We start from the raw sequence: 24385 nt of genomic DNA, 5'->3' as shown, positions 1-24385 counted from the left end.
GCCTTTGAGGGTCGCCTGACATGGAGCGTCTGATACGCTTTTTTGCCGCATTGACCCGCTGGGGCCTCGGCCTGTGCGCCTTGCTGCTGGTATTGGCAGCGGTGTACGTGAGCCTTGGCCGTGAATTGACGCCGCTGGTGGCGGAGTACCGTGGCGAAATCGAAGCCAAGGCTCGCACAGCGCTGGATATGCCCCTGAGCATCGGCAGCCTGGAAGGGCGCTGGAGCGGCTTTGCCCCGGTATTGATGGCTCACGACGTGATGGTCGGCGAGGGCGCCAGCGCCCTGCGCCTGGACCAGGTACAAGTGGTGCCGGATATCTGGGCCAGCCTGCTCGCGCGCGAAGTGCGCATTGCCCACCTGGAAGTCAGCGGCCTGCAAGTCAGCGTGAAGGAAGACAAGGACGGCCATTGGGCGCTGCAAGGTCTGCCGGTGCAGGACGACCAGCCGCTTGATCCCGAACAACTGCTGACGCGCATGCAAATGGTCGGGCAGGTTTCACTGCTCGACAGCCAGGTGACGCTGCAGCCATTCGACCAGGCGCCACTGACCTTGACCTATGTCGGCGTGAGCCTGCAGACCGGCGCCAACCGCCAGCGTCTGGATGCGCGCTTGACCCTGCCCGACGGCCAGCCCCTGGCGCTGAACCTGCAGACCCGAATCCGCGCCAGCCAGTGGAAGGACGGCGAAGCCCAGGCCTACCTGAGCTTGCCCCAGAGTGACTGGGCAAAATGGATCCCGGCGAGCCTGACCCAACAATGGAAACTCACCGAATTCAAGGCAGGCGGCGAATTCTGGCTGACCTGGGCCAAGGGCACCGTGCAAAGTGCTGCCGTGCGCCTCAACGCCCCGCAACTCACGGGCAGCTATGCCGATCGCAAGCCGACGCACATCGAGAACCTGGCGCTTACCGCGTACCTGCAACGCAGTGACAGCGGCCTCAAGGTGCTGTTTGACTCGCTGGCGATGAGCCTCGGCGACACCCGCTGGGAATCGCGCCTGCAGCTGCAGCAAACCCTGGCGACCGACAAGGCCCAGGAAGTCTGGAACCTGCAGGCCGATCGCCTCGACCTGACGCCGATCACGCCATTGCTGCACGCCTTGGCACCCTTGCCGGAAGCTGTGGCCACCACGCTGGATCATCTGAAGGCCACCGGTACGCTGCGTAACGTGCTGCTGGATTACCGTCCCCAAGACACCACCGACCAGCGCGTGAGCTTTGCAGCCAACCTCGACCGTATCGGCTTTGATGCGTACTTCGGCGCACCGGCCGCGCGCAATGTCAGCGGCAGCATCAGCGGTGACCTGGGCAAGGGTGAGTTGCGTATGGACAGCAAGGATTTCTCCTTGCACCTGTTTCCGATTTTCGCCAAGCCCTGGCAATACATCCAGGCCAATGCCCGCCTGACGTGGAAGCTGGATAAAGAAGGCTTCACCCTCATCGCGCCATACATCAAGGTGCTGGGGGAGGAGGGCAAAGTTGCAGCCGACTTCCTGATTCGCCTGCATTTCGACCATAGCCAGGAAGACTACATGGACCTGCGGGTTGGTATGGTCGATGGCGATGGCCGCTTTACCCCCAAATACCTCCCGGCCGTATTGAGCCCGGCACTCGATGAGTGGCTGCGCACCGCGATCCTCAAGGGCGCGGTGGACGAGGGCTTCTTCCAGTACCAAGGCTCGCTGAATCACGATGCGCTGCCCGCCTCACGCAATATCAGCCTGTTCTTCAAGGTGCATGATGCCGAGCTGGCGTTCCAGCCGGGCTGGCCGCACGTCAGCAAGGTCAAGGGTGAAGTGTTTGTCGAGGAGAGCGGCGTGCGCATCCTGGCCAGCAAGGGGCAGTTACTCGATACCAAGGTCAACGACATCTACGTCAACATTCCCCATGCGCCGGAAGGCAAGGACAGTCACCTGCTGCTCACTGGCAACTTTGCCGGCGGCCTGGGCGATGGCCTGAAAATCCTTCAGGAAGCACCGATTGGTACCGCTTCGACCTTTGCCGGCTGGAAAGGCGAGGGCGATCTGCAAGGCAAGCTGGACCTGGATGTTCCCCTGGCCAAGGGCACCGATCCCAAGATTGTGGTGGACTTCAAGACCGACAAGGCGCGCCTGCAACTGGCTGAGCCGACATTGGACCTGACCCAGCTCAAGGGTGACTTCCGCTTCGACAGCGTCAAGGGGCTGAGTGGCCAGAACATCAGCGCCCAGGCCTTTGATCGTCCCATCACCGCGCAGATTTTTGCCGATGGCAAGCAAGGCGATCTCAACACCCGTGTCACTGCCAAAGGGCAGGTGACCGTCAAGCGCCTGACTGACTGGCTGAAGGTCAGCCAGCCGTTGCCGGTGTCCGGTGATATCCCCTACCAGTTGCAGCTCAACCTCGACGGCGCCGACAGCCAGTTGATGGTCAGCTCCAACCTCAAGGGCGTGGCCGTGGACCTGCCGGCACCGTTCGGCATGCCGGCGAGCCAGGGCCGTGACAGTGTGTTCCGCATGACCTTGCAGGGTAAGGAGCGCCGTTACTGGTTCGATTATGGCGAGCTGGGCAGCTTCACCTTCGCCGCTCCGGCTGACAGTTTTGCCGATGGCCGTGGCGAGCTATTCCTGGGGGACGGCGCTGCGGTGTTACCGGCGGGCAAGGGCCTGCGTATCCGCGGTGTGTTGTCGGAGCTGGATATCGATCCCTGGAAAAAACTCGTGGACCGCTACGCCGGTAACGATCCGGGTGGCAGTGCCAAGCAGCTGTTGAGCGGGGCTGACTTCAAGGTCGGCAAGCTGACCGGCTTCGGCACCCAGTTTGATCAGGTCAACCTACAGCTGGATCGCAAACCCGCCGCCTGGGGCTTGCAGTTCGACAGCCAGCAGGCCAAGGGCACCGTGGGGTTACCGGACGCCAAGGGCGCGCCGATTGCGATCAACTTGCAGTACGTAAAATTGCCTGCGGTGGATCCGACGGTGCAGGCGGACGAAAATGCGCCAGACCCGTTGGCTGATGTTGATCCCAAGGATATTCCGGCACTGGATATCGCGATCAACCAGTTGTTCCAGGGGCCAGACCTGGTGGGTGCCTGGTCGTTGAAAGTGCGGCCGACGGCCAAAGGCATGGCATTCAACAGCCTCAATCTGGGCCTCAAGGGCATGTTGCTCCAGGGCGCCGGCGGTTGGGAGGGCGCTCCCGGGGCCAGCAACAGCTGGTACAAGGGCCGCCTGGACGGCAAGAACATTGGGGACGTGCTCAAGGGCTGGGGGTTTGCACCGAGCGTGACCAGTGAAGAGTTTCATGTGGACGTGGACGGCCGCTGGCCAGGCTCGCCGGCCTGGGTCGGTCCAAAACGCTTCTCCGGCAGCCTGGACGCAAGCTTTCGCAAAGGCCAATTCGTCGAAGTGGATGGCGGCGCCCAGGCGCTGCGGGTGTTTGGCTTGCTGAACTTCAACTCCATCGGTCGTCGGCTGCGCCTGGACTTCTCGGACTTGCTCGGCAAAGGCTTGAGTTATGACCGGGTCAAGGGCTTGCTGGCGGCCAGTAATGGCGTGTTTGTGACCCGTGAGCCGATCACCATGACCGGCCCGTCGAGCAACCTCGAGATCAACGGCACCCTGGACCTGGTGGCTGATCGTGTCGATGCCAAGCTGCTGGTGACGCTGCCGGTCACCAACAACCTGCCGATTGCCGCGCTGATCGTCGGCGCGCCGGCCATTGGCGGTGCGCTGTTCCTGATCGACAAGCTGATTGGCGACCGTGTTTCGCGTTTCGCCAGCGTGCAGTACAAGGTAGAAGGCCCGTGGAAGGACCCGAAAATCAGCTTCGACAAGCCATTTGAAAAGCCAAACTGAGTACCTGTGGAGTAGCATGGCCTCATGCCTTTTCTGGAGTGTAGGCCCATGTCCTTTGCGGTAATCCAAATGGTCAGCCAAAGCGATGTGCTGGCCAACTTGGCCCAGGCCCGGCGCCTGCTGGAGCAAGCGGCGGCGGGTGGTGCAAGGCTTGCGGTACTCCCGGAAAACTTCGCCGCCATGGGCCGTCGCGATGTGGCCGATATCGGTCGCGCCGAGGCCTTGGGCGAAGGTCCTATCCTGCCATGGTTGAAACAGACCGCCCGCGACCTCACCTTATGGATAGTGGCCGGCACTTTGCCGCTGCCTCCAAAGGATCAACCCAACGCCAAGTCCAATGCCTGCTCGTTGCTGATCGATGATCAGGGCGAAATCGTTGCCCGTTACGACAAGCTGCACCTGTTTGATGTCGACGTGGCCGATGCCCGGGGTCGTTATCGTGAATCCGATGACTATGCTCATGGTAGCCAGGTGGTGGTGGCGGATACGCCAGTCGGCCGTCTGGGGCTGACAGTGTGTTACGACTTGCGCTTCCCGGAGCTGTACAGCGAATTGCGCGCGGCGGGTGCCGAACTGATCACCGCGCCCTCGGCCTTTACGGCGGTAACGGGGGCTGCGCACTGGGACGTGCTGATCCGTGCCCGGGCCATTGAGACCCAGTGCTACCTGCTGGCGGCCGCCCAGGGTGGCGTGCATCCGGGGCCCCGGGAAACCTTCGGGCATGCAGCGATCATCGACCCTTGGGGGCGCGTGCTGGCACAACAGGATCAAGGCGAAGCGGTGTTGTTGGCCGAGCGCGATAGCAGTGAACAGGCGTCGATACGGACGCGCATGCCGGTGGCGGGCCACCGGCGCTTTTTCTCGCAGGGCGCGCAGCGACCTGCTTCAGAACGATGAATTTAAGGCCAAACCTATGAGCGAGTTGTTGTCCTCAGTCAGTGAACATCTCCTGGCGCCCGGTGGCGTGACCATCGAAAGCTTGCAAACGGTCCTCGGTGATCTGGCCGGGCCAGGCATCGATGCTGCCGACCTGTATTTCCAGGGGCAGATTTCCGAGTCCTGGGCCCTGGAAGACGGGATCGTCAAGGAAGGCAGTTTCAACCTCGACCAAGGTGTGGGCGTGCGTGCGCAGTCCGGTGAAAAAACCGGTTTTGCCTACAGCAACGCCATCACCCTTGAAGCCCTGGGCCTGGCGGCTCGCGCGGCGCGTTCGATCTCCCGCGCCGGCCAAAACGGTACGGTGCAGGCGTTCAGCACCCAGGACGTGGCCCAGTTGTATGCGCCGGATAACCCTCTGGAAGTGATCAGCCGCGCCGAAAAGGTCGAGCTGCTCAAGCGTGTAGACGCCGCGACCCGCGCCTTGGACCCGCGTATCCAGCAAGTCACCGTAAGCATGGCCGGCGTGTGGGAACGCATTCTCGTGGCCTCCACCGATGGCGGCCTGGCGGCGGATGTGCGGCCGCTGGTGCGTTTCAATGTCAGCGTGATCGTTGAACAGAACGGCCGCCGCGAGCGCGGTGGCCATGGCGGCGGCGGGCGTACCGACTACCGTTATTTCCTCACCGAAGACCGCGCCATGGGTTATGCCCGTGAAGCGCTGCGCCAGGCGCTGGTTAACCTGGAAGCGATCCCCGCGCCGGCCGGTACGTTGCCGGTGGTGCTGGGGTCCGGCTGGTCCGGCGTGCTGCTGCATGAAGCCGTGGGCCACGGCCTGGAAGGTGACTTCAACCGCAAGGGCAGTTCCGCCTACAGCGGGCGCATGGGCGAGATGGTTGCGTCCAAGCTCTGCACCATCGTCGATGACGGCACCCTGGCCGGGCGTCGTGGTTCGTTGAGCGTCGATGACGAAGGCACCCCGACCGAGTGCACCACACTGATCGAAAACGGTGTGCTCAAGGGCTACATGCAAGACAAGCTCAACGCCCGCCTGATGGGCGTGGCCCGCACCGGTAACGGTCGTCGCGAGTCCTACGCGCACCTGCCAATGCCGCGCATGACTAATACGTACATGCTCGGTGGCGAAAGCGACCCGGCCGAAATCATCGCCTCGGTGAAACGCGGTATCTACTGCGCCAACCTCGGTGGTGGGCAGGTGGACATCACCAGCGGCAAGTTCGTGTTTTCCACCAGCGAGGCGTACTTGATCGAAGACGGCAAGATTACTGCGCCGGTCAAAGGGGCAACGTTGATTGGCAACGGCCCTGAAGCCATGAGCAAGGTGTCGATGGTCGGTAACGACCTGTCGCTGGACAGCGGTGTGGGGACGTGCGGGAAAGATGGCCAGTCGGTGCCGGTGGGTGTCGGCCAGCCAACCTTGAAAATTGATGCGATCACCGTGGGTGGCACGGGGTCGTAAGAACGGGAGCTTCGGGTGGCGAAGGTCGCCACCCGGGGAAGAGGGTCAGCGCAGGCCGCGTTGACTATCGTCCAGCTCACGGATGTATTTGAAGATTTTTCGGCTGGAGGCCGGTGGCTTGCTTTGCGCCAGTTCGTGCTGGGCCTGACGGATCAGGGAGCGCAATTGTTGGCGATCGGCATCCGGGTACTCGATGACGAACTTCTCCAGTACCGCGTCATCGCCGGCGATTAAGCGATCACGCCAGCGTTCCAGGTTATGGAAACGCTCGTTGTACTGGCGAGTGGAGGCATCGAGTTGATCGAGCAAAGTCAGAATGGCGTCAGTGTCCTGGTCGCGCATCAGTTTGCCGATAAACATGAGGTGCCGTTTACGCGCGATATTCGCGGTGTGCTTGGGCGCATCGTTCAGAGCCCGGCGCAGGGCGTCGGTCAATGGCAGTTTTGCACACAAGTCAGGCTTGAGTGTTGTAAGGCGCTCGCCAAGGTCAACCAGAGCATGCAGCTCGCGTTTGACCTGAGATTTGCTTTTCTCCCCATCGAGGGAGTCGTCGTAAGAATCAACCATGGTGGCAGTCCGCAAAGAAACGCCGCCATGATAACCAGTCGGGGGCCGCTTGTCCGGCCCGGTCGCTAGAAGGCCTTAACCGAAAGCAGAATTTGAGTGGAGAAAACCATGAGTGCAACCCAAAGCGTCGGTCCGCAAGCGTTACCGGCACTGCAGGAACAAGTCGAGCAGATCATTGCCGAGGCCAAGCGCCAGGGGGCCAGTGCCTGTGAAGTGGCGGTGTCCCTGGAGCAGGGGTTGTCGACATCGGTACGCCAGCGGGAAGTGGAAACCGTTGAGTTCAACCGCGACCAGGGGTTTGGCATCACCTTGTACGTGGGCCAGCGCAAAGGCTCGGCCAGCACCTCCGCCAGTGGCCCGGAAGCGATTCGCGAAACCGTCGCTGCAGCACTGGCGATTGCCAAGCACACGTCTGAAGATGAAAGCTCGGGCCTGGCAGATGCAGCGCTGATGGCTCGGGACTTGAAGGATTTTGACCTGTTTCATGCCTGGGACATCACCCCGGAGCAGGCGATTGAGCAGGCACTGACCTGTGAAGCGGCGGCATTTGATGCCGACAGCCGGATCAAAAATGCCGATGGCACCACCTTGAGCACCCATCAGGGTTGCCGCGTGTATGGCAACAGCCACGGCTTCATCGGCGGTTATGCCTCGACGCGTCACAGCCTGAGCTGCGTGATGATTGCCGAAGCCAATGGCCAGATGCAGCGTGATTACTGGTACGACGTGAACCGCCAGGGCGATTTGCTGGCGGACCCGGTGAGTATCGGCCAGCGTGCCGCGCAACGTGCTGCCAGCCGCCTCGGCGCACGCCCGGTACCGACCTGTGAAGTGCCGGTGTTGTTCTCGGCGGAACTGGCCGGCGGTTTGTTCGGCAGTTTCCTGGGGGCGATTTCCGGCGGCAACCTGTACCGCAAGTCGTCGTTCCTCGAGGGTGCGATTGGCCAGAAGCTGTTCCCGGAATGGCTGACCATCGATGAGCGCCCGCACCTGATGCGCGCCATGGGCAGCTCGTCGTTTGACGGTGATGGCCTGGCGACCTATGCCAAGCCGTTCGTCGAGAACGGTGAGCTGGTGTCCTACGTGCTGGGCACCTACGCCGGTCGCAAGCTCGGCCTGCCAAGCACCGCCAACTCGGGCGGCGTGCACAACCTGTTCATCACCCATGGCGATGAAGACCAGGCGGCGCTGCTGCGGCGCATGGGGCGTGGCTTGCTGGTCACCGAGTTGATGGGCCACGGCTTGAACATGGTTACGGGCGACTATTCCCGTGGCGCGGCGGGTTTCTGGGTAGAAAACGGCGAGATTCAGTTCGCAGTGCAGGAAGTGACCATCGCCGGCAATATGCGCGACATGTTCAAGCAGATTGTCGCGGTGGGTAATGACCTCGAACTGCGCAGCAACATCCGCACCGGTTCGGTGTTGATCGAGAAGATGACCGTCGCCGGCAGCTAACCCGCCGAAAGACGCTGTAAAAAAGGCGCGCCATCCACTGGATGACGTGCCTTTTTTTGTGCCTGGAATTCCGAGGGATTTGCTCAGGCTCTTGTTTTGATTCTCAATATCATTTAATAATAAATATCATTACCGAGTGAGTGTGGATCATGAGTTCTGTCCTGCATGAGGATCCCTACCTGGAAAGCTGGCGTTGGATGAGTCGTCAGATTCGCTGCGGCCTTGATCCCGACGAGCCCCGCCTGATCGAACATTATCTGGCCGAAGGCCGGTACCTCGCCTGTTGCACCGCGACCCACCCGTGGACTATCGGCGAAACCTCATTCCGCCTGCTGCTCGACACCGCCTCCGACATCGCCTTGCCCTGGCAATGGCGGTCCATGTGCCTGGACCAGGCCTGGCGCCCGTTGCGTGACCTGGAAAAACTGTCCCACTGTGCCTGCCGCCTCAAGCGCTGGCAGAGCTTTGCCTGGCAATTGGCGACCTGCGAGTTGCTTCCATCCATTTCTCACTCCGACTTGGTGCAAGGATCTTCCGATGAGTAACACCCGTATCGAACGTGACAGCATGGGCGAACTGCAAGTGCCCGCCGAGGCCTTGTATGGCGCGCAAACCCAGCGTGCGGTGAACAACTTTCCCATCAGCCACCAGCGCATGCCGGCGCAGTTCATTCGTGCGCTGATCCTGGCCAAGGCTGCGGCGGCCAAGGCTAACGTTGAGCTGAAACAACTGAGCGAAGCCCAAGGCAAGGCCATCGTCGATGCTGCCCAAGGCTTGCTGGAAGGTGACTTCATGCAGCACTTCCCGGTGGATATCTTCCAGACCGGCTCTGGCACCAGTTCCAACATGAACGCCAACGAAGTGATTGCGACCCTCGCCAGCCGCTTGCTGGGGGAGCCGGTCAACCCCAACGATCACGTCAACTGCGGCCAGAGCAGCAACGACATCATCCCGACCACCATTCACGTCAGCGCGGCGCTGGTGTTGCATGAGCAAACCCTCCCGGCACTGCTGCACCTGGTACAGGTGATCGAACACAAGGCTGAAGAGGTGCACCGCTTCGTCAAGACCGGGCGCACTCACCTGATGGACGCCATGCCGGTGCGCATGAGCCAGGTGCTCAACGGCTGGGCCCAACAGCTCAAGGCCAATATCGGCCATCTGCAAGACCTGCTGCCAAGTTTGCAGGCGCTGGCCCAGGGTGGCACTGCCGTCGGCACCGGGATCAATGCGCATCCGGAGTTTGCGGCGCGCTTCAGCCAGCAACTGAGCAGTTTGACCCGGGTCCAGTTCACACCAGGCAAGAATCTGTTTGCCCTGATTGGCTCCCAGGACACCGCCGTCGCGGTCTCCGGGCAGCTCAAGACCACCGCCGTGTCCTTGATGAAAATCGCCAACGACCTGCGCTGGATGAACTCCGGCCCATTAGCCGGTCTCGGTGAAATCGAGCTGGAAGGACTGCAACCGGGCTCCTCGATCATGCCCGGCAAGGTCAATCCGGTGATCCCGGAAGCCACCGCCATGGTTGCCGCACAAGTCATCGGCAATGACACGGTGATCACCATCGCCGGCCAGTCCGGCAACTTCGAACTCAACGTGATGCTGCCGATCATTGCCCAGAACCTGCTCAGCAGCCTGGAATTGCTGGCCAACTCCAGCCGCCTGCTGGCCGACAAGGCCATTGCCAGCTTCAAGGTCAACGAAGCCAAGCTCAAGGAAGCGCTGTCACGCAACCCGATCCTGGTGACCGCACTCAACCCGATCATCGGTTACCAAAAGGCTGCCGAAATCGCCAAGAAGGCCTACCAACAAGGCCGCCCGGTGATTGACGTGGCGCTCGAACACACCGACTTGCCCCGCAGCCAACTGGAAATCCTGCTGGATCCGGAAAAGCTCACGGCCGGCGGCGTGTAATCACCGACCCTGCTTTGGAGGTTCACCATGGAGCACTGGAAACGCACGATCGAACGGGCCAATCGCTGCTTTATGGCGGGCGAGCTGGTAGATGCCCGCGAGGCCTATCTGCAAGCCCTGGCCCTGGCTCAAGTGTTGTTTGAGCGCTGGGCGGACGCCGACGAAGCGGTGGCGGCTTGCGTCATATCTCATCACAACCTGGCAGATCTGCACCTGCGCCTGAACCAGCCGGAAGAAAGCGCGGAATACCTCTGCGCCATTCACCAGCGCTTGTTGCAGACGATGCAGGACACTCGCCTGAACCCGCAATTGCGGGAAGCGGCCCTGCGCCAGAGCAGCAAGACCTACGTCGAGCTGCTGAATTTCATCAGCGATCACGGTGAGTACCCGCGTACCCACCGGCTGCTGGGCAGCAACGTGGCGCCATCGGATGCGTCGACCCGCAACAGCCCTTTTTATGGAGCTCATTGATATGTCCTACACCTTGCCGGCCCTGCCTTACGCCTACGATGCCCTTGAACCGCATATCGACGCGCAAACCATGGAGATTCACTACACCAAGCACCACCAGACCTACATCAACAACCTCAACGCGGCTGTCGAAGGCACCGAGTTTGCCGGTTGGCCGGTGGAGAAGCTGGTGTCCAGCGTGCAGCAATTGCCGGAAAAACTCCGGGCGGCGGTGATCAACCAGGGTGGCGGTCACGCCAACCATTCGTTGTTCTGGGCCGTTATGTCGCCCAAGGGCGGCGGCAAACCTGACGGTGCGCTGGGCAAAGCCATCGACGAGCAGTTGGGTGGTTTCGACGCCTTCAAAGAGGCGTTCACCAAAGCCGCCTTGACCCGTTTCGGCAGTGGCTGGGCGTGGTTGAGCGTTACCCCGCAAAAGACCTTGGTGGTGGAAAGCAGCGGCAACCAGGACAGCCCGCTGATGAACGGCAACACGCCAATCCTCGGCCTGGACGTCTGGGAGCACGCTTATTACCTGCTGTATCAAAACCGCCGCCCGGAATACATCAATGCGTTCTACAGCGTTATCAATTGGCCTGAAGTTGCCGGACGCTACCAGGCTGCGCTGGGCTGAAACTCCTCTATAACAAGATCTAAGGCCGACTATGGGCACTGAAACACTGGCGATCAGCAGCGTGCGAATGTTTCGCTATGCGTTTGGCTCGCTGCTGCTATTGGCAGGAATTGCATTGCTGGTGGCCCAAGGGCTGGCCTGGCTGGACCTGGAACCCCGCATCCTGCGGGCCTTGCAAGGTGGTGCGATTTGCGCGCTTGGCACCGCCTTGGGCGCCGTGCCGGTACTGGTGATTCGCCGGATGCCATTGGCGGTGAATGACACGCTGCTCGGTTTCGGTGCCGGGGTGATGCTGGCGGCGACCGCGTTTTCGCTGATCGTGCCGGGTATCGCGTCGGCTGAAAGCCTGGGGCTGACGCCTTGGGCTGCCAGCGGCTTGATCAGTTTCGGCATCATGCTGGGCGCATTCGGGTTGTATCTGGTGGATCGCAAGGTCTCTGGCGCCAGCCCGGAAATGCTGGTGGGCAGTCCGGAGCATCCGGTGATACCACCGCGCATCTGGCTCTTTGTGTTCGCCATCATTGCCCACAACATTCCCGAAGGCATGGCGGTGGGGGTCTCGGCGGGCGGTGGTATGCCTGACGCTGACAGCTTGGCCATGGGCATTGCCTTGCAGGATGTGCCGGAAGGTCTGGTGATTGCGTTGGTGTTGGCCGGCGCGGGGATGTCGCGGGTCAAGGCGTTCCTGATCGGCGCGGCGTCAGGCTTGGTAGAGCCGGTGTTTGCGGTGCTGTGTGCCTGGCTGGTAAGCCTGGCGGAGGTGCTGTTGCCGTTGGGGCTGGCACTGGCGGCCGGGGCGATGCTGCTGGTGGTGACTCACGAAGTCATTCCCGAGTCGCGGCGCAATGGCCATGACAAACTCGCCAGCTTGGGGCTGTGTATCGGGTTCTGCTTGATGATGGTGATGGATACAGCGTTGGGGTGAAGCCGCATCCGGCTTCACTCGGTCACATCAAGGCGGGTTTACTCGCCTTCGTCGAAGTAGTTATTTATCAGTTTCACCAGCGCATCCATCGCTTCCTGCTCTTGCTCGCCTTCTGTCTTCAGATGAATCTTCGTGCCCTTGCCCGCAGCCAGCATCATCATGGCCATGATGCTTTTGCCGTCGACCATGGATTCGGGGGTGCGTCCCGCGCGAATCTGGCAAGGGAACTGCCCGGCGACGCCGACGAACTTGGCCGAGGCCCGGGCGTGCAGGCCCAGCTTGTTGATGATTTCAATTTCCAGAGCGGGCATCGCGGAGGTGTTCCTTTCAGCTGAGGTCGCGGTGGCGAACCTGGACGTTCTTGAGGGTTTGTTGCAGCACCTGGCCCAGGCGTTCGGTCAGGTAGACGGAACGGTGGTGGCCGCCGGTGCAGCCAATGGCGATGGTGACATAAGCCCGATTGCTCGCCGCAAAACGCGGCAGCCACTTGAGCAGGTAGCTGGAGATGTCCTGGAACATTTCTTCCACATCCGGTTGCGCCGCCAGGTAATCGGCCACCGGTTGGTCCAGCCCGGACTGATCGCGCAGTTCCGGCTTCCAGTACGGGTTGGGCAGGCAGCGCACATCAAACACCAGGTCCGCATCCACCGGCATGCCGCGCTTGAAGCCAAACGACTCCACCAGAAACGCGGTGCCCGGCTCCGGCTGATTCAGCAGGCGCAGCTTGATCGCATCGCGCAGTTGATACAGGTTCAGGCTGGTGGTGTTGATCTTGAGGTCGGCCAGGTCAATGATCGGCCCCAGCAGCTTGGTCTCGTCCTCAATGGCTTCGGCCAGCGAACGATGCGGGCTGCTCAGCGGGTGGCGTCGACGGGTTTCGGAGAAGCGCTTGAGCAGCGTCTCTTCATCGGCGTCCAGGTACAGCACATCACAATGAATGTGCTTGGCCCGCACTTCTTCGAGCAGCTCCGGGAAGCGGGTGAGGTGGCTGGGCAGGTTGCGGGCGTCGATCGATACGGCGACCAGCGGTTGCGCCAGCTCAGTGTGAATCAGTGCGCGTTCCGCCAGTTCCGGCAGCAGGCCAGCGGGCAGGTTGTCGATGCAATAGAAGCCGTTGTCCTCAAGGACATTGAGAGCCGTGCTTTTACCTGAGCCGGAACGGCCGCTGACGATGATCAAACGCATGATTACTGCCCGTTTTGTTCATCCAGGACAACCTGATAGAGCGCCTCATTGCTGGGGGCACTGCGCAGTTTGTCGCGTACTTCTTTGCGGTCGAGCATGCTGGCGATCTGCCGAAGCAGTTCCAGGTGCGCATCGGTGGCGGCTTGCGGGACCAGCAGTACAAACAGCAGGTCAACCGGGGCGCCGTCGATGGCGTCGAAATCGATAGGGGCGTCCAGGTGCAGCAGGGCGCTGACTGGAGACTCACAGCCTTGCAGGCGGCAGTGAGGAATGGCGATGCCATTGCCAAAGCCGGTCGAGCCGAGCTTTTCACGGGCAATCAGGGCCTCGTACACAGCTTGCGTATCCATTTCGGGCACTTCGCGGCCGATCAGGTTGGCAATTTGTTCGAGGGCGCGCTTTTTACTGCCGCCCGGCACGTTCACGAGGGAACGGCCGGGGGTCAGGATGGTTTCAAGTCGGATCATGGGTGGGGAGTGTTAGCGGCCAGTGCCTTGAAGAAGGCTCTGCTGCTTTTCCTTATGCTTTTTAAGTTGGCGGTCAAGCTTGTCTGTGAGCAAGTCGATTGATGCATACATGTCTTCATGTTCGGCATTGGCGACCACTTCGCCACCAGGTATCTGAAGTGTCGCTTCGATTTTCTGCTGAAGCTTGTCGACCTTCATGATGACCTGCACGTTGGTGATCTTGTCGAAATGGCCCTCAAGCTTCCTCAGCTTCAGCTCGACGTATTCGCGCAATGGAGGGGTGACTTCTACATGGTGTCCACTGATGTTGACTTGCATACAGCTTCTCCTTCGTTGCCAGTGCATAAAGCGACGGGTAGGAATACCCGCCACTGGAACGCTATGGCCCGCCCGTCACATCAAACGTTTACGCTCGCTGGAAGGCGCGATCCCAAGGGACTCGCGGTACTTGGCGACGGTTCGACGGGCGACCTGAATGCCTTGTGCCTCCAGTAAACCAGCGATCTTGCTGTCACTCAACGGCTTTTTCTGATTTTCCGCGGCAACCAGTTTTTTGATGATCGCGCGGATCGCCGTGGACGAGCATTCGCCGCCTTCGGAGGTGCTGACGTGGCTGGAGAAAAAGTATTTCAGCTCATAAATACCCCGTGGGGTATGCATGAATTTTTGCGTGGTCACCCGGGAAATCGTTGATTCGTGCATGCCCACCGCCTCGGCGATGTCGTGCAGTACCAGCGGCTTCATCGCTTCATCGCCGTATTCCAGGAAGCCGCGCTGGTGCTCGACGATCTGGGTGGCGACTTTCATCAGGGTTTCGTTGCGGCTTTGCAGGCTCTTGATGAACCAGCGGGCTTCCTGCAATTGGTTGCGCATGAAGGTGTTGTCGGCGCTGGTGTCGGCGCGGCGTACAAAACCTGCGTATTGCGGGTTGACCCGCAGGCGCGGCACCGATTCCTGGTTCAACTCCACCAACCAGCGTTCGTTGTCCTTGCGCACGATGACGTCGGGCACGACGTATTCGGCTTCGCTGGACTCGATCTGCGAGCCCGGGCGCGGGTTGAGGCTCTGCACCAGCTCGATGATCTGGCGCAGGTCATCTTCCTTGAGCTTCATGCGGCGCATCAGCTGGCTATAGTCGCGGCTTCCCAGCAGGTCGATGTAGTCGGTAACCAGGCGCTGCGCTTCGGCGAGCCAAGGGGTCTTGGCCGGCAATTGGCGCAGTTGCAGCAACAGGCACTCGCTGAGGGTGCGTGCGCCGATGCCGGCTGGCTCGAATTGCTGGATGCGGTGCAGGACGGCTTCGATTTCGTCCAGTTCGATGTCCAGTTCCGGGTCGAAGGCCTCGAGGATCTCCTCAAGGGTCTCGTCCAGGTAGCCCTGATTGTTGATGCAATCGATCAGGGTCACGGCGATCAGGCGATCGGTGTCGGACATCGGGGCCAGGTTCAGTTGCCAGAGCAAATGGCTCTGCAGGCTCTCGCCGGCGGACGTGCGGGTGGTGAAATCCCACTCGTCATCATCGTTGCTCGGCAGGCTGCTGGCGCTGGTCTGGTAGACGTCTTCCCAGGCGGTGTCCACGGGAAGCTCGTTGGGAATGCGTTCGTTCCATTCGCCTTCCTCAAGGTTATCCACCGTGGGGGCGGTTTCCTGGTAGGAGGGTTCCTGTACGTCGGGATTGGGTTTTTGCTCGATGTTGTCGGCCAGCGGGTCTGCATTATCGAAGTCGTCGCCTTCTTCCTGGCGTTCGAGCATCGGATTGGACTCCAGGGCCTCCTGGATTTCCTGTTGCAGGTCCAGGGTCGACAATTGGAGCAGGCGGATGGCCTGTTGCAGCTGAGGTGTCATCGTCAGCTGCTGGCCCATTCTCAGGACTAGCGATGGTTTCATGGCAGGGGCTTAACACCTTATTCGCCGGCGCAATGCGCCATCCACGACAGGGCGCGTGAGCGCCAAACATAAGCAAATTATATGCCTGATATCGGGGGCTTTGCCTAGAGCGCGGTAACAATAAAAATAATGAGGTTTTTATTGACTACCGCACTCCATGGCGAATGGCCTGATACCACCGTGTTTACAGGCGGAACTCGTGACCCAGATACACTTCCTTGACCAGTTCGTTGGCCAGGATAGTGGCGGAGTCACCTTCGGCAATCAGCTGTCCATCGTTCACGATATACGCGGTTTCGCAGATATCGAGGGTCTCGCGGACGTTGTGGTCGGTGATCAATACACCGATGCCCTTGGCCTTGAGGTGATGGATGATCTGCTTGATGTCACCGACCGAGATCGGGTCGACACCGGCGAAAGGTTCGTCCAGCAGGATGAACTTCGGCGCAGTGGCCAGGGCGCGGGCGATTTCCACACGACGACGCTCGCCGCCGGAAAGGCTCATGCCGAGGTTGTCGCGAATGTGGTTGATGTGGAATTCCTGCAACAGGCTTTCCAGCTCTTTCTTGCGCCCGGCGCGGTCGAGTTCCTTGCGGGTCTCGAGGATGGCCATGATGTTGTCGGAAACCGACAGCTTGCGGAAGATCGATGCTTCCTGGGGAAGATAGCCGATACCCGCCTGTGCACGACCGTGCATAGGCTGGTGGCTTACGTCCAGGTCGTCGATCAGGACGCGGCCTTGATCGGCCTGTACCAGGCCGACGATCATGTAGAAGCAGGTGGTCTTGCCGGCACCGTTGGGGCCGAGCAAGCCGACGATCTGCCCGCTGTCGATCGACAGGCTGACATCGCGCACGACCTGACGGCTTTTATAGGCCTTGGCCAGATGCTGGGCTTTCAGGGTTGCCATTAATTCGCCTTCTTCGCGTCAGGTTTCGGCGCCGGCTGGGCTGCGCCCGGTTTTTGCTTCGGCTGGATAACCATGTCGATACGCGGCTTCGGCGTGCTGATTTTCGAACCGGTGGCACGACCGGCCTGGGCAATCTGCTTCACCGTGTCGTAGACGATTTTTTCGCCGTCGGTGGTGTTGCCGTCATTGATGACGCGGGCCTGGTCGATCAGCACGATACGGTTTTGCTGGGCGTGGTACTGGATCGTCTTGCCGTAGCCTTTGACCGGAGTAGGGTCGCCGACTTTCTGCAGTTGTTCGAAGTACGCCAGGTTGCCGACCGAAGTGACCACGTCGATATCGCCTGCCGGGGTGCGAGTCAGTGTCACGGTATTACCCGTCACTTTCATCGAGCCTTGGGTGATGATCACGCTGCCGGTGTAGGTCGCGATACCTTGCTTGTCATCCAACTGCGCATCGTCAGCCTGAATGTGGATCGGTTGCTGGCTATCGTTCGGCAGAGCCCAGGCGCTCACGCTTCCCAGTGCTGCGCCCAGGCCGAGCAAAATAGGGAGGGTTTTAACGAGCCTCATACTGTCCTCTTACGTTCGATAGCAGGTGTATCCTGCTTTCTTTCAAATACGCTTTCATTCCCTTGCCAGTCGATACACCGCCAGCGCCGTCAATTCTAACGTCTTGCTCGGTCTGCGCATATTGCTTCTGTGGGAATACGGTCATGCGACTGCTGGTAATAATGGTGGCGCGGTCCTTGGCGTCGGTACGGGCTACGCGAACCGAGTCAATCAATTCCACTTGGGTGCCGTCCGGGTTGACTTCGCCACGCTCGCTGGTGACGTGCCACGGAAATTCGGCACCGCGATACAGGTTCATGTCCGGCTTGGTCAATAAGGTGACCTCGGATGCCTTCAAGTGTTCGACCTTGTCGGAGGTCATTTCATACTGGACCTTGCCATCCGGCAGGTACTGAATGCTGTGGGCGTTGATGGCGTAATAGTCGATAGCGCTCTCGTCAACCTGTGCAACAGGCTTGTCGAGGAAGCGCTCCGGGCTGATATTCCAGTAACCGACCGCAAGAAACACTGCGGCGATGATGGCAAATATCAGGAAATTGCGAATCTTTTTACTCAGCATAAAACGCTCTATAGGTAGGCGGCGTGGGCCGCTTCGAGGCTGCCTTGGGCGCGCAGAATCAGTTCGCAGAACTCGCGGGCGGCGCCTTCGCCGCCGCGGGCTGTCGTCACACCATGGGCATGCTCGCGAACGAACGCCGCCGCGTTGGCCACAGCCATGCCCAGGCCGACCCGGCGAATCACCGGCAGGTCGGGTAAGTCGTCACCAAGGTAGGCAACCTGCTCATAGCTTAGGTTGAGTTGGCCAAGAAGCTCGTCCAGAACCACCAGTTTATCCTCGCGGCCCTGATACAGGTGAGGAATCCCCAGGTTTTGTGCGCGGCGTTCCACAACTGGCGTCTTGCGACCGCTGATGATGCCGGTTTGCACGCCCGCCGCCATCAGCATCTTGATGCCCTGGCCGTCGAGGGTGTTGAACGTCTTGAATTCGCTGCCGTCTTCCAGGAAGTACAGGCGGCCATCTGTCAGCACACCGTCGACGTCGAAAATCGCCAGCTTGATGTGCTTGCCCCGTTGCAACAGGTCGGTGGTCATTTACATCACTCCTGCACGCAGCAAATCGTGCATGTTCAGGGCGCCTACCGGGCGGTCGTCGCTATCGACCACCACCAGCGCCAGAATTTTATGGTCTTCCATGATCTTCAGCGCTTCGGCCGCGAGCATGTCAGGGCGTGCGGTCTTGCCGTGGGGCGTCATGACTTCGTCGATGGTTGCTGTCTGGATGTCGAGGTTGCGGTCCAGGGTGCGGCGCAGGTCACCGTCGGTGAAAACCCCGGCCAGGCGCCCGTCGGACTCCAGAATCACGGTCATGCCCAGGCGCTTGAGGGTCATTTCCATCAAGGCATCTTTAAGCAGGGTGCCGCGCGCGACTTGTGGCAGCTCGTCGCCGGCGTGCATCACGTTTTCCACTTTCAGCAGCAGTCGACGGCCCAGGGCGCCACCTGGATGGGAAAATGCGAAGTCTTCAGCGGTAAACCCGCGGGCTTCCAGCAAGGCCACGGCCAGCGCGTCGCCCATCACCAGGGCAGCGGTGGTGGAGGAGGTCGGTGCCAGGTTCAGTGGGCAGGCCTCGTGGGCAACGTGCACGTTCAAATTCACTTCGGCGGCTTTTGCCAGCGTCGAGTCCGGGTTGCCGGTCACGCTGATCAGCTGGATGCCCAGGCGCTTGATCAGCGGCAGCAGGGTCACGATTTCGTTGGTGGTACCGGAGTTGGACAGTGCCAGGATGATGTCGTCCCGGGTGATCATGCCCATGTCGCCATGGCTGGCTTCGGCGGGGTGTACGAAAAAAGCGGTAGTCCCGGTGCTCGCCAGGGTGGCGGCGATCTTGTTGCCAACATGCCCGGATTTGCCCATGCCGACCACGACAACGCGGCCTTTGCTGGCCAGAATCATCTCGCATGCGCGTACGAAATCCGCGTCGATATGGGCCAGCAAGCCTTCTACGGCTTCGAGCTCGAGGCGGATGGTGCGTTGTGCGGATTGGATAAGGTCGCTGGATTGGCTCATGTCTGAAATCGTATAGCCTGACGAAAAGTCGGCGATTATAGCGGTAATGATCAATTCCCTCACGCAAGTTCGTCAGGCTTTATTCATTACACCCGTGGTTGAGATTGAACCTCAGCAAGGTTTTTTTAGCTGTCCTGTTTCTGAACAAGCTCTGTTCCGGCCTTGGGGGCGCTGTACCAGCAGTGATATAGTTCGCCGCCAGTTCGGTCCGCGCAGCTTTTTTGTCTATTCGGCGCAAGCATTTGTCGAAAACAAGGTGTCTGAGTGAAAGGCTGCATCCCAAGGAGTTTAGATGAGTGCCGATAACGCCTACGCGGTCGAGCTGAAGGGTCTTTCCTTCAAGCGCGGTACGCGCAGCATCTTCAATAATGTGGATATTCGCATTCCCCGCGGCAAAGTCACGGGCATCATGGGGCCGTCCGGCTGTGGCAAGACGACGCTGCTGCGCCTGATGGGCATGCAATTGCGCCCGTCTGCCGGTGAAGTCTGGGTCAATGGCCAGAATCTGCCAACGCTCTCGCGCAGCGACCTGTTCGATGCGCGCAAGCACATGGGCGTGTTGTTCCAGAGTGGTGCGTTGTTTACCGACCTCGACGTTTTCGAAAACGTAGCGTTCCCGCTGCGGGTGCATACACAGCTGTCCGATGAAATGATTCGTGACATCGTGTTGCTGAAATTGCAGGCCGTAGGGCTGCGCGGCGCCATCGATTTGATGCCCGACGAGTTGTCTGGTGGCATGAAGCGTCGTGTCGCCCTGGCCCGTGCCATCGCCCTCGACCCGCAAATTCTCATGTACGACGAACCTTTCGTTGGCCAGGACCCGATTGCCATGGGCGTCCTGGTGCGCCTGATCCGCCTGCTCAACGATGCGTTGGGTATCACCAGTATCGTGGTCTCCCACGACCTGGCCGAGACCGCGAGCATTGCCGACTACCTTTATGTAGTAGGCGATGGCCAGGTGTTGGGGCAGGGCACGCCTGAAGAGCTGATGAACGCTGATAACCCGCGCATTCGCCAATTCATGACCGGCGATCCCGATGGCCCGGTGCCTTTTCACTTTCCGGCAGCGGACTACCGCTCAGATCTTCTGGGGAAGCGCTGATGCGCAAGACATCTTTACTCGAAAAGGTTCGCCTTTTCGGACGCTCCGGCATCGATATCATCGGTGTGCTGGGCCGTTCGACGATTTTCCTGTTTCATGCGTTGCTCGGCCGCGGCGGTATTGGCGGCGGTTTTGGCTTGCTGATCAAGCAACTGCACTCCGTGGGTGTGATGTCCCTGGTGATCATTGTGGTCTCCGGGGTATTCATCGGCATGGTACTGGCGCTGCAAGGCTTCAATATCCTTTCCAGCTACGGCTCCGAACAGGCGGTAGGGCAGATGGTTGCGCTGACGCTGTTACGTGAGTTGGGCCCGGTGGTGACCGCGCTGCTGTTTGCCGGGCGTGCCGGTTCTGCGCTGACGGCCGAAATCGGCAACATGAAGGCTACCGAGCAGCTGTCCAGCCTGGAAATGATCGGCGTCGATCCACTCAAGTACATTGTTGCCCCGCGCCTGTGGGCCGGCTTCATCTCCCTGCCACTGCTGGCGATGGTATTCAGCGTGGTCGGGATCTGGGGCGGTTCATGGGTGGCGGTTGACTGGTTGGGCGTCTACGACGGTTCCTACTGGGGCAACATGCAAAACAGCGTGACCTTCAGCGGCGACGTGCTAAACGGCATCATTAAAAGCATCGTTTTCGCCTTTGTAGTGACCTGGATTGCCGTATTCCAAGGCTATGACTGTGAGCCCACCTCAGAAGGGATCAGTCGCGCCACCACCAAGACCGTTGTGTACGCCTCGCTGGCGGTACTGGGCCTTGACTTCATTTTGACCGCCTTGATGTTTGGAGATTTCTGATGCAAAACCGCACTGTGGAAATCGGTGTCGGCCTTTTCTTGCTGGCTGGCATCCTGGCTTTACTGTTGCTCGCCCTGCGAGTCAGCGGCCTATCGGCCAGCCCCACCGCCGATACTTATAAACTTTACGCCTACTTCGACAATATCGCCGGTTTGACTGTCAGAGCTAAAGTGACCATGGCGGGTGTAACCATCGGCAAGGTCACGGCGATCGATCTGGACCGCGACAGCTTCACCGGCCGAGTGACGATGCAAGTGGACAAGAAGGTGGATAACCTGCCGACTGACTCCACCGCGTCTATCCTCACCGCTGGTTTGCTGGGCGAGAAGTACATCGGCATCAGCGTGGGCGGGGAAACAGCTCTGCTCAAGGATGGTTCGACCATTCATGACACACAGTCGTCGTTGGTGCTGGAGGACTTGATCGGTAAATTCCTGCTCAATACCGTCAATAAAGACGCCAAATGAGGAATGTGTTCATGATCTCTACTTTGCGACGTGGCCTGTTGGTACTGCTCGCGGCACTGCCGTTGATGGCTAACGCCGCTGCCGGCGGTTCTGCGCATGACCTGGTGCAGGATACGACCACCAAGATGTTGGCCGACCTGAGTGCCAACAAGGAAAAGTACAAGCAAGACCCGAGTCAGTTTTATAACGCGCTGAATACGATTGTTGGCCCAGTGGTGGATGCTGAAGGCATTTCCAAAAGCATCATGACCGTCAAGTACTCGCGCAAGGCGACGCCTGAGCAGATGACCCGCTTCCAGGAAAACTTCAAGCGCGGGCTGTTCCAGTTCTATGGCAACGCATTGCTCGAGTACAACAACCAGGGCATTACGGTTGATGCGCCGAAGTCCGAAACGGGTGACCGTGCCGAAGTCGGCATGACCGTGAAGGGCAGCAATGGCGCGGTGTATCCGGTGTCCTACACCCTGACGAAGATCAATGGCGAGTGGAAACTGCGTAACGTCGTCATCAACGGTATCAACATTGGCAAGCTGTTCCGTGACCAGTTCGCGGACGCCATGCAGCGCAATGGCAACGACCTGGACAAAACCATCAACGGTTGGGCCGGTGAAGTGGCCAAGGCCAAGGAAGAAACCGACAAAGCTGCCGGGAAACCTGCCCAATGACCGAGTCGGCCATTCGCCTTGGCGAGTCCGGTGAGCTGCTGCTCAGCGGCGTGCTGGATTACAGCACCGGGCCAGCCCTGCGCAAGCAGGGCCAGGCGCTGATCAATGCCAGCACTGCGTCCGCGCTGGTGCTGGATTGCTCGGCGGTGGTCAAGTCCAGCAGCGTCGGCTTGTCGTTGCTGCTGTGTTTCATGCGTGATGCACAGGCCGTCAAAAAGCCGGTGAGCATCCGTGCATTGCCCGAAGACATGCGTGAAATCGCCGAGGTTTCCGGTCTGACCGAGCTGTTGGCGCATCCTTAATACACATTATTAAAGAAGCCCCCCGTCAGAGTCCTGCTATGCGGGGTTCGCAGGCGCGGGGCTTTTTTGTATGATGTGCGACCCGCGCGCACTGGGCGCCCATAGAGGTTGATCATGCAGGCCCTAGAAGTTAAAAGCTTCCTTGAAGGAAAGCTGCCCCAAACTAATGTTGAAGTTGAGGGCGAAGGCTGCAACTTCCAGCTGAACGTGATTAGCGATGAACTGGCGGCATTGAGCCCGGTCAAGCGTCAGCAGCAGATCTATGCCCATTTGAACCCGTGGATCACCGATGGCAGCATCCATGCGGTCACTATGAAATTTTTCAGCCGCGCGGCCTGGGCCGAGCGCACCTGAGCCCCCAAGGCGTCGAGATTCTTATGGATAAATTGATTATTACCGGCGGTGCTCGTCTTGATGGCGAGATCCGTATTTCCGGGGCGAAGAACTCCGCCCTGCCGATCCTGGCAGCGACTTTGCTGTGCGATGGCCCGGTTACCGTGGCCAACCTGCCACACCTGCACGACATCACCACCATGATCGAGCTGTTCGGTCGCATGGGCATCGAGCCGGTGATCGACGAGAAACTCAGCGTCGAAATCGACCCGCGCACCATCAAGACCCTGATCGCGCCGTACGAACTGGTGAAAACCATGCGTGCCTCGATCCTGGTGCTGGGTCCGATGGTTGCCCGTTTTGGCGAAGCCGAAGTCGCACTGCCTGGCGGTTGCGCCATCGGTTCGCGTCCGGTGGACCTGCACATCCGTGGCCTCGAAGCCATGGGCGCAACCATCGACGTCGAAGGCGGCTACATCAAGGCCAAGGCGCCGGAAGGCGGCCTGCGTGGCGCGAACTTCTTCTTTGATACCGTCAGTGTGACCGGTACCGAGAACATCATGATGGCCGCTGCCCTGGCCAACGGCCGCAGCGTGCTGCAAAACGCCGCGCGCGAGCCGGAAGTGGTCGACCTGGCGAACTTCCTGATCGCCATGGGTGCCAACATTACCGGCGCCGGTACCGACACCATCACCATCGACGGTGTGAAACGCCTGCATTCGGCCACCTACAAAGTGATGCCGGACCGCATCGAGACCGGTACCTACCTGGTGGCTGCCGCCGTTACCGGTGGCCGCGTCAAGGTCAAGGACACCGATCCGACCATCCTTGAAGCCGTCCTGGAAAAACTCAAGGAAGCTGGCGCCGAGATCACCACCGGCGAAGACTGGATCGAGCTGAACATGCACGGCAAGCGGCCAAAAGCCGTCAACGTGCGTACCGCTCCGTACCCTGCGTTCCCGACCGACATGCAAGCGCAGTTCATTTCCCTGAACGCGATTGCCGAAGGCACCGGCGCGGTGATCGAGACCATCTTCGAAAACCGCTTCATGCACGTGTACGAGTTGCACCGCATGGGCGCCAAGATCCAGGTCGAAGGCAACACTGCCATCGTGACCGGCATCGAGAAGCTCAAGGGCGCGCCAGTGATGGCTACCGACCTGCGTGCCTCCGCCAGCCTGGTGATTTCGGCGCTGTGCGCTGACGGCGACACCCTGATCGACCGCATCTACCACATAGACCGTGGTTACGAGTGCATCGAAGAGAAGCTGCAGATGCTCGGCGCGAAAATCCGCCGCGTACCGGGCTAGTTCCAGGAACTGCAAACACGGTCATTGTGGCGAGGGAGCTTGCTCCCGCTGGACTGCGCAGCAGTCCCAGTCTTTTTAAACAAAGATCAGGGCCGCTTCGCGCCCCAGCGGGAGCAAGCTCCCTCGCCACAGGACGATGTATGCTGTTAACTGATTTGTTTCAAATCGAGGCTGTAATGGCCTC

28 protein-coding genes are annotated in these 24385 nt (G+C 60.1%); 17 read left to right on the top strand and 11 right to left on the bottom strand.

Annotated features, from left to right (window positions below):
• Nucleotides 1-20 precede the first annotated feature (20 nt).
• From HBJ59_RS05085 to tldD, 3 genes are read left to right on the top strand one after another with little or no spacing between them, the layout of a single operon-like run.
• The gene (locus tag HBJ59_RS05085; RefSeq protein WP_167662900.1) at nucleotides 21-3836 is read left to right on the top strand and encodes a YhdP family protein; all 3816 of its coding nucleotides are present in this window, start codon (nucleotides 21-23) and stop codon (nucleotides 3834-3836) included.
• A 48-nt stretch (nucleotides 3837-3884) separates the two neighbouring features.
• Complete coding sequence (locus HBJ59_RS05080; protein ID WP_008437218.1) at nucleotides 3885-4733, top strand: carbon-nitrogen hydrolase family protein; 849 nt, start codon at nucleotides 3885-3887, stop codon at nucleotides 4731-4733.
• Nucleotides 4734-4749: 16 nt separating this feature from the next.
• Nucleotides 4750-6192 (top strand): metalloprotease TldD, encoded by a 1443-nt coding sequence (gene tldD, locus HBJ59_RS05075; protein ID WP_010170608.1) that lies wholly within the window; start codon nucleotides 4750-4752, stop codon nucleotides 6190-6192.
• 45 nt (nucleotides 6193-6237) lie between these two features.
• Here tldD and yjgA read toward each other — a convergent pair whose 3' ends face one another.
• Nucleotides 6238-6759, bottom strand: coding sequence for a ribosome biogenesis factor YjgA (gene yjgA, locus HBJ59_RS05070; RefSeq protein WP_003216092.1), 522 nt, complete (start codon nucleotides 6757-6759; stop codon nucleotides 6238-6240).
• Between the two features lie 108 nt (nucleotides 6760-6867).
• Between yjgA and pmbA the strand changes: the two genes are divergently transcribed.
• The 6 genes from pmbA to HBJ59_RS05040 all read left to right on the top strand — a co-directional run bounded on the left by pmbA (nucleotide 6868) and on the right by HBJ59_RS05040 (nucleotide 12137).
• Nucleotides 6868-8214, top strand: a complete 1347-nt coding sequence (gene pmbA, locus HBJ59_RS05065) for a metalloprotease PmbA (protein ID WP_076014431.1) — start codon at nucleotides 6868-6870, stop codon at nucleotides 8212-8214.
• A 149-nt stretch (nucleotides 8215-8363) separates the two neighbouring features.
• A complete protein-coding gene (locus HBJ59_RS05060; RefSeq protein WP_167662899.1) occupies nucleotides 8364-8759 on the top strand; it encodes a FagA protein in 396 nt (131 codons plus the stop codon).
• Nucleotides 8752-10128, top strand: a complete 1377-nt coding sequence (locus HBJ59_RS05055) for an aspartate ammonia-lyase (RefSeq protein ID WP_167662898.1) — start codon at nucleotides 8752-8754, stop codon at nucleotides 10126-10128. Before HBJ59_RS05060 ends, HBJ59_RS05055 begins: the two co-directional genes overlap by 8 nt.
• 27 nt (nucleotides 10129-10155) lie before the next feature.
• Complete coding sequence (locus tag HBJ59_RS05050) at nucleotides 10156-10599, top strand: hypothetical protein (protein WP_063027153.1); 444 nt, start codon at nucleotides 10156-10158, stop codon at nucleotides 10597-10599.
• A 1-nt stretch (nucleotide 10600) separates the two neighbouring features.
• On the top strand, nucleotides 10601-11212 hold the full coding sequence (locus HBJ59_RS05045; protein WP_076014428.1) for a superoxide dismutase: 612 nt from the start codon (nucleotides 10601-10603) through the stop codon (nucleotides 11210-11212).
• 31 nt (nucleotides 11213-11243) lie between these two features.
• Nucleotides 11244-12137: a ZIP family metal transporter gene (locus HBJ59_RS05040; protein ID WP_167662897.1), complete on the top strand. Its 894-nt coding sequence runs from the start codon at nucleotides 11244-11246 to the stop codon at nucleotides 12135-12137.
• Nucleotides 12138-12175: 38 nt separating this feature from the next.
• Here HBJ59_RS05040 and HBJ59_RS05035 read toward each other — a convergent pair whose 3' ends face one another.
• From HBJ59_RS05035 to HBJ59_RS04990, 10 genes are all read right to left on the bottom strand, one after another.
• Nucleotides 12176-12448 (bottom strand): HPr family phosphocarrier protein, encoded by a 273-nt coding sequence (locus HBJ59_RS05035; RefSeq protein ID WP_017138240.1) that lies wholly within the window; start codon nucleotides 12446-12448, stop codon nucleotides 12176-12178.
• Nucleotides 12449-12464: 16 nt separating this feature from the next.
• Nucleotides 12465-13322 carry an RNase adapter RapZ gene (rapZ, locus tag HBJ59_RS05030; protein ID WP_027604814.1) on the bottom strand — a complete coding sequence of 286 codons (858 nt, stop codon included), beginning with the start codon at nucleotides 13320-13322 and terminating at the stop codon, nucleotides 12465-12467.
• 2 nt (nucleotides 13323-13324) lie between these two features.
• Nucleotides 13325-13789 carry a PTS IIA-like nitrogen regulatory protein PtsN gene (gene ptsN, locus HBJ59_RS05025; RefSeq protein WP_017477730.1) on the bottom strand — a complete coding sequence of 155 codons (465 nt, stop codon included), beginning with the start codon at nucleotides 13787-13789 and terminating at the stop codon, nucleotides 13325-13327.
• A 12-nt stretch (nucleotides 13790-13801) separates the two neighbouring features.
• Nucleotides 13802-14107 (bottom strand): ribosome hibernation-promoting factor, HPF/YfiA family, encoded by a 306-nt coding sequence (gene hpf, locus HBJ59_RS05020; RefSeq protein ID WP_017477729.1) that lies wholly within the window; start codon nucleotides 14105-14107, stop codon nucleotides 13802-13804.
• Between the two features lie 75 nt (nucleotides 14108-14182).
• A complete protein-coding gene (locus tag HBJ59_RS05015) occupies nucleotides 14183-15676 on the bottom strand; it encodes an RNA polymerase factor sigma-54 (protein WP_026078000.1) in 1494 nt (497 codons plus the stop codon).
• Nucleotides 15677-15860: 184 nt separating this feature from the next.
• Nucleotides 15861-16586, bottom strand: coding sequence for an LPS export ABC transporter ATP-binding protein (lptB, locus tag HBJ59_RS05010; protein ID WP_003216119.1), 726 nt, complete (start codon nucleotides 16584-16586; stop codon nucleotides 15861-15863).
• Nucleotides 16586-17158: a lipopolysaccharide transport periplasmic protein LptA gene (gene lptA / locus HBJ59_RS05005; RefSeq protein ID WP_023659193.1), complete on the bottom strand. Its 573-nt coding sequence runs from the start codon at nucleotides 17156-17158 to the stop codon at nucleotides 16586-16588. Before lptA ends, lptB begins: the two co-directional genes overlap by 1 nt.
• Nucleotides 17145-17717, bottom strand: a complete 573-nt coding sequence (gene lptC / locus HBJ59_RS05000; protein WP_076014426.1) for an LPS export ABC transporter periplasmic protein LptC — start codon at nucleotides 17715-17717, stop codon at nucleotides 17145-17147. The genes lptA and lptC overlap by 14 nt, the downstream gene beginning before the upstream one ends.
• 8 nt (nucleotides 17718-17725) lie before the next feature.
• A complete protein-coding gene (locus HBJ59_RS04995) occupies nucleotides 17726-18250 on the bottom strand; it encodes an HAD family hydrolase (protein WP_087692862.1) in 525 nt (174 codons plus the stop codon).
• Nucleotides 18251-19225 (bottom strand): KpsF/GutQ family sugar-phosphate isomerase, encoded by a 975-nt coding sequence (locus HBJ59_RS04990; protein WP_076014424.1) that lies wholly within the window; start codon nucleotides 19223-19225, stop codon nucleotides 18251-18253. It lies immediately after the preceding gene.
• Between the two features lie 46 nt (nucleotides 19226-19271).
• Between HBJ59_RS04990 and HBJ59_RS04985 the strand changes: the two genes are divergently transcribed.
• The 8 genes from HBJ59_RS04985 to murA all read left to right on the top strand — a co-directional run bounded on the left by HBJ59_RS04985 (nucleotide 19272) and on the right by murA (nucleotide 24201).
• Nucleotides 19272-19493: a hypothetical protein gene (locus HBJ59_RS04985; RefSeq protein WP_143503553.1), complete on the top strand. Its 222-nt coding sequence runs from the start codon at nucleotides 19272-19274 to the stop codon at nucleotides 19491-19493.
• 24 nt (nucleotides 19494-19517) lie between these two features.
• Complete coding sequence (locus HBJ59_RS04980; protein ID WP_003216128.1) at nucleotides 19518-20327, top strand: ATP-binding cassette domain-containing protein; 810 nt, start codon at nucleotides 19518-19520, stop codon at nucleotides 20325-20327.
• Complete coding sequence (gene mlaE / locus HBJ59_RS04975) at nucleotides 20327-21124, top strand: lipid asymmetry maintenance ABC transporter permease subunit MlaE (protein ID WP_003216131.1); 798 nt, start codon at nucleotides 20327-20329, stop codon at nucleotides 21122-21124. Before HBJ59_RS04980 ends, mlaE begins: the two co-directional genes overlap by 1 nt.
• The gene (gene mlaD, locus HBJ59_RS04970; protein WP_010170575.1) at nucleotides 21124-21591 is read left to right on the top strand and encodes an outer membrane lipid asymmetry maintenance protein MlaD; all 468 of its coding nucleotides are present in this window, start codon (nucleotides 21124-21126) and stop codon (nucleotides 21589-21591) included. The genes mlaE and mlaD overlap by 1 nt, the downstream gene beginning before the upstream one ends.
• A gap of 11 nt (nucleotides 21592-21602) precedes the next feature.
• Nucleotides 21603-22256 carry a phospholipid-binding protein MlaC gene (locus HBJ59_RS04965; protein WP_076014423.1) on the top strand — a complete coding sequence of 218 codons (654 nt, stop codon included), beginning with the start codon at nucleotides 21603-21605 and terminating at the stop codon, nucleotides 22254-22256.
• On the top strand, nucleotides 22253-22558 hold the full coding sequence (locus HBJ59_RS04960) for a lipid asymmetry maintenance protein MlaB (RefSeq protein ID WP_010170571.1): 306 nt from the start codon (nucleotides 22253-22255) through the stop codon (nucleotides 22556-22558). Before HBJ59_RS04965 ends, HBJ59_RS04960 begins: the two co-directional genes overlap by 4 nt.
• Before the next feature lie 114 nt (nucleotides 22559-22672).
• Nucleotides 22673-22912 (top strand): BolA family protein, encoded by a 240-nt coding sequence (locus HBJ59_RS04955; RefSeq protein ID WP_010170570.1) that lies wholly within the window; start codon nucleotides 22673-22675, stop codon nucleotides 22910-22912.
• A 23-nt stretch (nucleotides 22913-22935) separates the two neighbouring features.
• Entirely contained in the window at nucleotides 22936-24201 is a 1266-nt protein-coding gene (murA, locus tag HBJ59_RS04950) for a UDP-N-acetylglucosamine 1-carboxyvinyltransferase (RefSeq protein ID WP_003216140.1), read from the top strand.
• Nucleotides 24202-24385 lie beyond the last annotated feature (184 nt).

Source organism: Pseudomonas sp. AN3A02, assembly GCF_011765255.1.
Classification (GTDB): Bacteria; Pseudomonadota; Gammaproteobacteria; order Pseudomonadales; family Pseudomonadaceae; genus Aquipseudomonas.
This window is presented reverse-complemented; position numbering and strand designations above follow the sequence as displayed.